Origin of the sequence: Bacillus sp. CGMCC 1.16541 (assembly GCF_003184905.1) — a bacterium.
Taxonomy (GTDB): domain Bacteria; phylum Bacillota; class Bacilli; order Bacillales; family Bacillaceae_H; genus Priestia.
Genome location: NZ_QFRU01000045.1, coordinates 1 through 10342, shown reverse-complemented (window position 1 = coordinate 10342; position 10342 = coordinate 1). Strand labels below are relative to the sequence as shown.

12 protein-coding genes are annotated in these 10342 nt (G+C 38.0%); 2 read left to right on the top strand and 10 right to left on the bottom strand.

The genetic code is table 11. The features are described 5' to 3' along the window. Positions 1–146 precede the first annotated feature (146 nt). Positions 147–1262, bottom strand: coding sequence for an IS4 family transposase (locus tag DIS06_RS19705; protein WP_110114944.1), 1116 nt, complete (start codon positions 1260–1262; stop codon positions 147–149). 262 nt (positions 1263–1524) lie between these two features. On the opposite strand from DIS06_RS19705, the gene DIS06_RS19700 reads away from it, so the two are divergent. Next, positions 1525–1737 (top strand): hypothetical protein, encoded by a 213-nt coding sequence (locus tag DIS06_RS19700; protein ID WP_110114943.1) that lies wholly within the window; start codon positions 1525–1527, stop codon positions 1735–1737. A gap of 52 nt (positions 1738–1789) precedes the next feature. Here DIS06_RS19700 and DIS06_RS19695 read toward each other — a convergent pair whose 3' ends face one another. The 5 genes from DIS06_RS19695 to DIS06_RS19675 form a co-directional block, all read right to left on the bottom strand. Continuing rightward, positions 1790–2398, bottom strand: coding sequence for a DUF4352 domain-containing protein (locus DIS06_RS19695; RefSeq protein ID WP_110114942.1), 609 nt, complete (start codon positions 2396–2398; stop codon positions 1790–1792). 588 nt (positions 2399–2986) lie between these two features. Further along, a complete protein-coding gene (locus tag DIS06_RS19690) occupies positions 2987–3469 on the bottom strand; it encodes a GNAT family N-acetyltransferase (protein ID WP_110114941.1) in 483 nt (160 codons plus the stop codon). Between the two features lie 266 nt (positions 3470–3735). Beyond that, positions 3736–3936 carry a hypothetical protein gene (locus DIS06_RS19685; RefSeq protein WP_110114940.1) on the bottom strand — a complete coding sequence of 67 codons (201 nt, stop codon included), beginning with the start codon at positions 3934–3936 and terminating at the stop codon, positions 3736–3738. An 82-nt stretch (positions 3937–4018) separates the two neighbouring features. After that, on the bottom strand, positions 4019–4585 hold the full coding sequence (locus DIS06_RS19680) for a hypothetical protein (RefSeq protein ID WP_110114939.1): 567 nt from the start codon (positions 4583–4585) through the stop codon (positions 4019–4021). A 117-nt stretch (positions 4586–4702) separates the two neighbouring features. Further along, entirely contained in the window at positions 4703–5566 is an 864-nt protein-coding gene (locus DIS06_RS19675) for a S8 family peptidase (RefSeq protein WP_110114938.1), read from the bottom strand. A gap of 484 nt (positions 5567–6050) precedes the next feature. Here DIS06_RS19675 and DIS06_RS19670 point away from each other — a divergent pair, with 484 nt between their 5' ends. Then, entirely contained in the window at positions 6051–6446 is a 396-nt protein-coding gene (locus DIS06_RS19670; protein WP_239422168.1) for a GyrI-like domain-containing protein, read from the top strand. 301 nt (positions 6447–6747) lie between these two features. Here DIS06_RS19670 and DIS06_RS19665 read toward each other — a convergent pair whose 3' ends face one another. The 4 genes from DIS06_RS19665 to DIS06_RS19650 form a co-directional block, all read right to left on the bottom strand. After that, entirely contained in the window at positions 6748–7119 is a 372-nt protein-coding gene (locus DIS06_RS19665; protein ID WP_110114937.1) for a hypothetical protein, read from the bottom strand. A 927-nt stretch (positions 7120–8046) separates the two neighbouring features. Continuing rightward, positions 8047–9495: a hypothetical protein gene (locus DIS06_RS19660; protein WP_110114936.1), complete on the bottom strand. Its 1449-nt coding sequence runs from the start codon at positions 9493–9495 to the stop codon at positions 8047–8049. 234 nt (positions 9496–9729) lie between these two features. After that, positions 9730–10092, bottom strand: a complete 363-nt coding sequence (locus DIS06_RS19655) for a hypothetical protein (protein WP_110114935.1) — start codon at positions 10090–10092, stop codon at positions 9730–9732. 103 nt (positions 10093–10195) lie between these two features. Then, positions 10196–10342: zinc ribbon domain-containing protein (locus DIS06_RS19650; RefSeq protein ID WP_162596043.1), on the bottom strand; the 147-nt coding region annotated here is incomplete at its 5' end.

The window sequence follows — 10342 nt, the reverse complement described above, 5'->3', positions numbered from 1 at the left end:
CACTAGCGTTGCATAAATATAGTTTGAATTTTCAGTTTAATACTTTTTCGGATTTATAGCCAAAAAAGTAAATACCTAATCAAAGGTGGTTCTGTCCATTTGGAAAATATTTGCAGTTAAACTAATACGACGACAATGTTTTGTTTTTAAGGAATCGTTCTTCCTTCAATTTTTCGTATCCAGATATATGCTGGTTTCCACAAAGCAGCCCTTAAATAACGGCTAATTTGTAATGTTTTTCGCTTACTTCTTGTTTCAATCTGCGCAAGAACATGCAGACAATAAACAATTAGTGCGATAAACACTTGATTTTGAATGGCCCATTCTGTTTGACCGTAGAATTTCTTGATATTGAGATGTTGCTTGATCCACTTAAAAAATAGTTCAATAGCCCATCGTGATTTATACATCTCTGAAATTTCTTCGGCGCTCAAATCAAAACGATTCGTGATTAAATGGAGCACATTTCCTTTTGAATCCATTACTTTTAGAAGGCGAAAGTAGTTTTCAGTCCGGTTTTGAGTCGTTCCAATCAAGACCATTTGATCAGATAAAACAGATGAATCTTTGGGAAGTTTAAAGTCGTAAACCTCCCGTATGACTGCGTTTTTTCGTAACCTTGAAAGAAAAAAGTAACCATCATCTGTCATGCGATCAAAGCGTTCATAGTCTAGATAACCCCGGTCAAACACATACATGCATTCTTTATCATCGACCATGATTTCAAGTTGACCACGGTCATGTTCATTTGCCGTTGTTATGACCGCCTTTTCAGGATAGGAGTCACCCTTTTCCATAAACACAAGGCGAAGGTGTAACTTCACACCTGCCTTTGTTTTTCGGAATTTTGCCCACTTATGATGAGTTAAATTAAGTGGTAATGTACTTGAATCAATGATTTTTAATGGCATAACCAGTTTGGTATAGTGTGTTTTAGCGTGAATTTGTCCAACCAAATCAAGAAAAAGCATTTGAAATAAATCTGGATTCAATCCATTTAAACGCCGTGAAAGCTGAGAAATACTAATGGAATCAAGGTTTACTGCCTTTTGAAGTTGGTCATCGAAAAGACAATCCCCCAACGCATGAAGGCTTTCAACTTCTTCAAGCTGTGCAAAAAGTAATAATTTAAGAAATGACTCTGTCGTTAATTTTTTCGTATAGAAATCTAATTTCATCGTTTTCACGTTTTCTTCAACTAAATGAAGATTTATTGGTGAAAACCATTGTCCAAATGAAGTTTTTCGTGTAATCTTGTCCATGAGATTGGTCCTTTATTAGTGGATTTGGACGGGTTACCACCTAACTATTTCCATTATAAAGGACTTTTTCTTTGCCTAAAATAAAATTATTGAAGATTAGGAGTCTTTTTAATATTAAAATTTAATTAATGCAACACTAGTGATATAAATATAAAAATGGAAATTACCTATATAAATCCTGTTTAAAAATCTAACATAGGTTTAAACTTTCAATGGTTTTGTCTATCCTAGTACTATTCATTTACTAGGAGGGTGAACGATCATGGGTGCTTTACGCCTAGCTACTACACATGGATGGACCATTGAAGAACTTAAAGAACTAGAAAAGCAGACAGATGATGTACGGGCTCGTCAGCGAATCATGTCTGTGCGCTTAGTCATGGAAGGATGCGAGGGACAAGAGATTGTCCGCATTTTAGTTCGCGCTCGTCAGACCATTTCAATTTATATCCAAACCTTTGAAACTTCTCTTTAAAGTCAAAAGAACGTGATCTGACAACTTTTCCGTCAGATCACGTTCCTCCTATTTATTTTAATACAATAGTCTCATACTTCCCACCAGACCAACCAAGGCCTGAGCTTACTTGCAAGTCATATTGCGCTGCTTCTGTTGGTAGTTCGAAGACGACTTTTCCTGTTTTGCCGATGTTCGGGTTAAGGTCTTGAAGGAAGAATCCTTCTCCCGCTTCGTTTACGTACATGTCAAGTGTTCCATCCGCTGAGTACTCTGTTCCATCCGCTGTTAACACTTTAAACATATTTGTATCCGCTAAGCGCGCTTTTTTATCTGTATTTTTCACTGTCAGATCCACGACAATGAATTTTCCTTCTGTCGTTTTGTCTCCAAGTATGTTGCTAATTTCCGTTGTTTCTTCGACACCATTTACCACATACGTTAAGTTTCCAACTTTCACTTCTTCTCCGATGCCAAATGCTTTCTTTTCTTCTTTTTTAGCTGGCTCTGCAGCAGCTGTTTCTGTTTCTGCTTTTACTTCCGCTGACGCTTCTTCACTCTTTGGTTCCGTCGATGCTGTTTCCTCTTCTCCACCAGTTGCGACAGATCCGATAATTATCACAGCTAACACCCACACCCACCATTTTTTATAGAACGGTTTTTTTACTTTTTCATTTGCCATTTTCCTTATCCTCCATTTAATAAGAATCTTTATAGCTTTGAAGAGAAAGGGCAAAGATCCACCATTTTAGTCGGTAGCCCACCGATCATGTAGTTTCGTTTGTCTTTCCCTCAATCACTTTCTAAGGATATCTTACTAGATAAGAATAACCATTTTTGGTCATTCTGAGAGGAATATTTTTTTAACACAACTACCAAGCGGATAGACATGAGGTAAAGCACTATACAAACAAAACATCATCTAAATTTCTAACTTCATATGAACAAAGACACTTCCTACGTGCAAATAATTTACTTACTAAGCTAAGCAATCCGCAGTTTTTAAAGAAAGCCCTTCTCTACTAAGTAGACAAAAAGCCTAGGAATCTCCATCCCTAAGCTTTTCTCTCTTTCTATTTAAAAGCCTTCGAATACACCACAACCCCACTCACACCATCTAATCCACCTTCACGTAACGGTTTTACCATAAAGAACTCTTCTCCGACTTCAAACGATGGTTTGATTCCATAGTTAGACGCTCGTTCAAAGACAAACTTTGGGTAATAGGTTGGGTGTCCGAATTGAACGTGTTATCATACTAAATTTTTATTTATTCGTAAAGAGGCGCTTTCCTCAATTCACATGCCATCACATAATTAATGAACACGACACCTCGCATATGTTTTCGCTGTCTCTTCACAACTCGGAATCCTTGATGCTGAAAAAAAGGCTTTGCGGTAATGCTTGCTTCCGTCACAAATCGCGTTAACCCTTGTTCAAAAGCAACCTCTTTTAACGTTTGAAACAACGCATGGCCAATACCTTCTTGTTGATGATCAGCGTGAACGTAAAACAAATCAATGTAGCCGTCTTCTGTCATACTCGCAAAACCGACCATTTTTTCTTCATTCATCGCCACAAACGAAAAGGAATTGGCTAACCGATGTTCCCATTTCTGTAAATCAGCGTCATTCGGCGCCCAAGCCTCTAATTGTGTTTGATTATAATCTTGCTTATTAATCGTATGAACGGTCCGATAAAATAACGCATACACATCATGTACATCTTCTCTCTTAAACGGTCGTACCCTCATCCTCTCGCCCCCTTCTATCTCTTAGCCACGTAACCAAAAAAGCATGTCATAATCAAATTAGTAGTCGCTCCCTTCTACAAAAGAGGGGCGTCATATGCTTATATGTAACATCTATTATACGTGATAGAAAGCTTGTTCGTTTCATATACTTTTTCCTATTTTTATAAGAAATTCACCTACAAAAAAAGACCTTTTTCATCATCCCTCACGCCTATTTTTTAGGCATGAAGAGCTTGTGAAAAAGATCTTTTCAACATGCATATAATTTATTTTTCGTCACATGAAAACGAATAACTCAATGTTAAAAATGTCATCTCGACATTCGGTTGGCCACCCTTTTCAAAGCAACGATCTGTCGCTACATTTAATTCCTGATTATTAAAATACGATTTTACCCCAATTAAAAAGACAATCATTACTACCGCGATTCCGGCTGTTGCTAAAGAAAGTTTTGTTGTTTTTGTCATCTGCTTTTCTCTCCTTTGTTTTGCTGTAGTAAAGAACATCAAAAGGGGCTTGTCCCATGCGAGACACCCCTTTGATTGCTTATTACTTCACACACTCAAACTTGTAGCCGCCTGCTTGTTGTGCTTCTCCGCTGTTTGTTGTTCCTTTTAAACCAGCTTTATCTTGACTTGATACACGTGGATTTCCACCTTTATCATAGCAACGGTTAATTAACGTCATTTTTTCTTGGTGGCTAAAGTATAACGCTGAGAAAATGATGCCACCCGCTACAATAATTCCGATTCCTACAGGAATTAACCAAATCCAGTTCGCATGAGCGGTATCTGCACCTGCTTCAATTTCATCTACATCAATTCCGTTAAAATCTAAAATCATATCAACTTCTGAATCTGTTAAATTCGCTAAACGATTTTTAATATCTGCTAGCTCTTGATCTGTAAAATCATAATGTGACTTTGCAATTTCTTCAGATAGTAAAATCTCGTGTGTTTCTGGATTATAAAACCCAGATTGTTCTAACGCAGCATACTTCTCTTGGAAATCTCCCTTTCCACTTTGCCCTTTTGCTGACACCGGACTCAATGCCACAGTAAAAGCAATTAAAAATGATAGAAAAGCGATAAACGGTTTTGAAACAAACTTTCTCACGATTTCTCCTCCAATTTCTGTATTTTCTCTTGCCTCCTACAGAGTAAAACAGAAATTTATCACATTCAAGCACTATTTTCCATATTTCTGTTAAAAAATTGTAAAGGGATATTCGGATTATTCATAGGTTAATAGACCTAATCCGTACGTTTCTAACTCGCCAATTTTTTTCGTTTTCTGCTTCAAAAATGACTCATCAATGACTTCACCTTTTTCCATATAAAGCGATAAAATCCCTGTTGCATACGCAGTTGCGAATGATGTGCCACTTTGAAACTCGACTGTTGATTCAGCATTAATGACTGGAACATCGACACCCGGTGCGACAATATCCACTTTTCCTTTACCTGCATACAAATAGCGTTCATTGTTCTCATCAACCGCTGAAACCGAAAGAACGCCCTCATATTGAGCTGGATAATCCGTTGCGTTTCCAACTGTATTTCCTGTTGACGCAACAACAACAATTCCTTGTTGGATCGCTGCTTGAACAGCTTCTTGTAAAGCCGAATGATCATTTGAAAAACCGATACTTAAGTTAATAATATCAACATGTTGTTCAATTGCTTTATGTATTCCTTTCACAACACTTTCGACATTTCCTTGTCCTTTTTCATTTAACACTTGAATGTCTAGCAATTCGACATTAGTATTGACACTTACATCTTTCGCTTTAGCAGCAATGATACTCGCAATCATTGTGCCGTGACCGTATTCATCATTCGTTTCTTCCTCGTCATTAAACGTGTTGTATGAATACGAAATCGCATGTCGCAGCTCGTCAATGTCCGCAATTCCACTATCTAAAACCGCAACCTTTATTTTCTTTTCACCTGGCTCATGCTCATTTTTTACCACATGAGTAACACCCCAATGTTTTTGTTTAGATGTCTCTTCCAATTGTGTTACTTTCTCTGCCTGACATCCAGTTACTACAATTAATAGGCACATCAGTAGGATCATTATGTGCGGCCGTTTCATCGCTCTCCCCCTCTTACTTCCTTCCTTTTTCACGTTCACATTATAGCACCGCTTCTTTTTAATTGTCACAAACCAAATACCTACATTTTTGAAAAAAAAGGAATTATAACCCTTTTATCCTATGACTTTGTTACCTTTTATTGTTAAGTACACGTAAAAAAAACTGCATTCTTTGTGCATTGATGCAGAAAAAAAGGAAGTTGTGATAAGAATGGACGTTTTTTGCTTTTATGTTATAATCCGTGTATGAGGTTCAACTGTAAGTTAGTGCTATAAAAAAGAAGGTATATATGTCATCTTCATTTGTTTTGCAAGTAAATGGGATGGCATGCTGAGCTAAAAACAGATGTTGTTTGTCTTTTTATCTCAGCTTCACAAACATCGAAACTTGAGGTGCCATTATGCAAGGAGAAATCGTAGTAAAACGAGGATTTTCTGTTGTTGGGGTTGCAAAAAAGGTTCACATCAAAATGAGAAAGATGCAATGTTAATCGGCAATCTTTGGGAAGAGATGCTAAATAGACAAACGGAAGTGAACCACACCGTAGAAAACAATGTCATAACCGGCATTTGTATTCCACCGAGAAGTGATGATTATTTTTATATTGCAGGAATGGAAGTTAGTGATACTGAGAGAATTCCAGAGGGAATGAGTGTTCATACGTTTCCAACCTTTACGTATGTACGTTATACGCATAAAGGATCCGTCAAACAGCTCTTTCGTACATATGAAGCGATTTGGAGTGAGTGGTTTCCAAAAACAGGTTATGAATTAGTAGATGGACCTGAATTAGAAATTGTACAAGCAACGAAAGCCAAACATCCTGATAGCGATGATTATGAAATGGATATTTATATTCCAATTAAAGTAGGCGTGTAAGTATTACTTTTCTTTTTTATTTCTTTTTCTTTTTTAAAACTTCTAAACCTTTTATAGAGACGCGGTGAACCGTTGAGTACCAACGGATTCGCCGTTTTTTTTACACAAGAAATTAAAAAGATTATGTTCTTACTCTACATAAAATTGAAACGATCATTCCCAGTCTCTACATAAAATAAAAAGAGATGAGCTAAACGAAAAACCACCTAAAAACGACGCAAGCTCTTTCCACATATATACCTACTTATCCACCTTATACGCACTTTCCACATCACGCTTGCTGATTTTTTGTAGAACGGTGTTAGATCGTTTCATAATGATACACTTGCTTCAGCTTTTTTAAGATTTTATATTGAAAAATCCCAATCACAACGCCTACTCCCATAAACAGTAGTGTACCCATAAGAGAATATAAGTTTGAAAGTGAAACATAACCGATTACCACAAAGATCACGATGTGCACACTGCTTACAACCGCTAACACACGGCGATTTTTTACATACACACGAATCATCTGAAACATTGTGCTTCCTAACACAGACAACGCAGGAATATAAATGAACGCAAGCGTCTTATAATGAACAAGCACACCTGCAGCTTCTGGCGCTGGATAAAACACAAACGCTAAATACAAAGATCCAAGTAAAAACATAATTTGAAATACTTTATACATACAGGAATCAAAACTTCCTTTCTCCATCAACTCTATTCAACGACAAAACAAGCCGCACCAAACACGGCTTTTTTCACCTATTTATCTATCATCTTATTATCCGCTTAGTAGACAACTTGATTCAAAACGCACACAACACGCTTCTCAACAAAAAAAGCACCACTCAACCATCTACCCAGACCTCTCGCACAAACCCAAAAAGATCTGCCTAAAGGTATGACGCTAACCCCAAAAGAGTCACGTCATCCTCTTAATCGAGACATATAAACATAACCGTTCTTCTGTTAGAAATCGTGTGTCATCTTTATCCGACTTCACTTAACTTACATAACACGCTTCTCAACAAGAAAAGCACTACTCAACCATCTACCCAGACCTCTCGCACAAACCCAAAAAGATCTGCCTAAGGGTATGACGCAACCCCAAAAGAGTGATGTCATCCTCTTAATCGAGACATATAAACATAACCGTTCTTCAGTTAAAGATCTCATTCCAAATAAATTCAATTTCACTTAACTAACTCAACACGCTTCTCAACAAGAAAAGCACTACTCAACCATCTACCCAGACCTCTCGCACAAACCCAAAAAGGTCTTCCTAAGGGTATGACGCCAACCCCAAAAGAGTGATGTCATCCTCTTAATCGAGACATAAAAACATAACCGTTCTTCAGTTAAAGATCTCATTCCAAATAAATTCAATTTCACTTAACTAACTCAACACGCTTCTCAACAAGAAAAGCACTACTCAACCATCTACCCAGACCTCTCGCACAAACCCAAAAAGGTCTTCCTAAGGGCATGACGCCAACCCCGCAAGGGGGGCGTCATACCCTTAGGTCTAGCGACTTAACCATAACAGCCCTTCCGTTATGGTTAAATCGCTAGATCGATAAACAATTGTTAAGGAATTGTAAAGATACCTTTATTAAACCCCGTCAAAACAATACTTGTCAATAAAATCTTCCAATCTAAACCTCGTCTGCACGGTGATGACTGTTGGAAGCTTGTCCAATTCTTGTAATAACCAGTTACATACCTGTCGTTCTGATTCAATAACCAACAGATTTGCTGCTTCTTGCTCTTTTTCAAACAATCGATTTGGACTAATTTGGCGGTGATATGCAGCCATTCGCACAGCAAACAAGCCACTTACCTTGTCTGTCAACGGAGAATCAAACTTGTAATCTCCTATCTGTAACTCACCGCCTACAACGGTGTCGTCTAACAAAGTACGTGCTTTTGTGAACATCGCGCGTAGTTGTGACAACGAATAGGTTGAAAAATGAAGCGCAAACTCAAATAAGCGTTGTTTCCGCTCATCACCAACTAATTTAGGTGCTAGAAGTGGCTCAATTCCTGCGTTAACGGCCTCTTGTAAAATCTCAGACTCCCGCTTTTGACGCGTTTCTTTCTTCAAAAAGTAAGCAAGTTCTGTTGGAAATGTTCCATTTGCTTTCATGTACTGTTTCACACGATAAAGTGTATAACGAATGACCGCATGACCTTGATTTTTCAAACAGCTCACAAGTAATGATAACTGCGATGTCAGTTCTCCGATGCCAAGTTCATTCAGAACACGTTTGATAAAAGAGGCTTTGCGCGGGTATTTAAGTGGAGACGTCATCGGTTCACGGTATTCTGCTTCTTCTTTTTGCATGTAATGAGCATTCAATAAAAATCGAGCGTATGTATATGTATAGTTGCTTTTTTCAAGGGTAGCAGTTTGACAAAGGGGTGGATAATCACCGATTGGAGAGGTTAATTCAGCGAACACTGCACGAAGATGATGTGGGTGTGTTTTACGAAGAAACGTGTACAATCCTGTTTCACCCGTTAGTTTTCGGTGAGTATAACCTGGGAGTTGTTGCATGAATAAATGGAGGTATAGTTTTTTGGCGGCTAATGTAAGCGAGGCAAATGCTTTTGTGAAGATAATTGGAGATACGGGGACATAGCGGTGAGGTTTGTTTGTTTCTTCATTAAAGAAGTGACATAATTCAATCTTGTATAGCCCTGTCACATGATCATGATGGATACGAAACAACTGATGATTGTGAAGCTTATCAAAACTCACATAAAACTGGGCCACACTCATTGGACGTTCATAGTATGTACAAAATGTTTGATACAAATGATGCTTATAGCCTTCTTGTAAATCTTTGATCTCTCCTTTTACGTTACACACTTTATATAAGAAGAAAAACAGAGATAAATCTGCATTTGTTACATGATGACGCTTATACGTCACCTCACACTTTTCTGTGATGCCACTTACTCGTTCAATACGAAGCAACGCCTCCCACGCCGCTGCACTCACAGCGACTGGAGTGGTTTTCTCTCCTTTTTTGATGCCTTTTTCATTTTGTAAAATCATCTCGTTCATTCCTTTCAAACCAATTCTTCACTATATATATAGAAAGAATTTGGCCAAAAAGGGGTACCTGATCAAAATTTTTTTGTTTTTTTATACGTTTTTTCTACCTGCCTTTTTCTACATACCAAAGCATATAACGCCCCGTATACAACTTTGTCACAACGACCGTACTGATCGAACCTTTTTCAAAAATGAGCCCTGCGCCCATTTGTTCTTTAAAGAACGACGTTTCATTTACAACCAATACCCTAAGGTAATTGCCATTATAAGGTGCCCACCGACAATCATCCCTACAATTCTCCATGACTTCTTTCGCAACACCGTCATCGTCGAATATGTGAGCCCCATTGTAAGAAGAGGAACAACCGTTAAGCCAACAAACATTAAGACCCCCGTCGAAGGGCCGATGCCATTTTGTGCAACATATTTATCTACGTCCATGAACAAGCGATAGATTAAGTCAACGAGAAAGAAAAGGCTCATAGCTGAAATCATATAGTACGTATACAGTTGGACAAAACCGCTGCAGAAAATAACCACTAGTTTAAGCTTGTGAGACGATTTCATTGATGGATCATTCACTTTCTTTACTTCCATACGCCCTCTGATTGATTAAATTGAACTACCCCCACTTAACACTCTTACGAGCTGTTTGAAGTGGGAGATTCCTAAGAACACCAACCTAACAGTTAGTTATTGATTAGGCGATCCCCGTAGTCCCTACGGTTAGAAGTCTTATTGCTTCATTTTTAAGATTTTGTCCTGCGTTAATATCTCGATCATGATGTGCGCCACAAGAAGGGCAATCCCATTCACGAAGGTTGAGATTTTTAACGGCTTTGTTTTG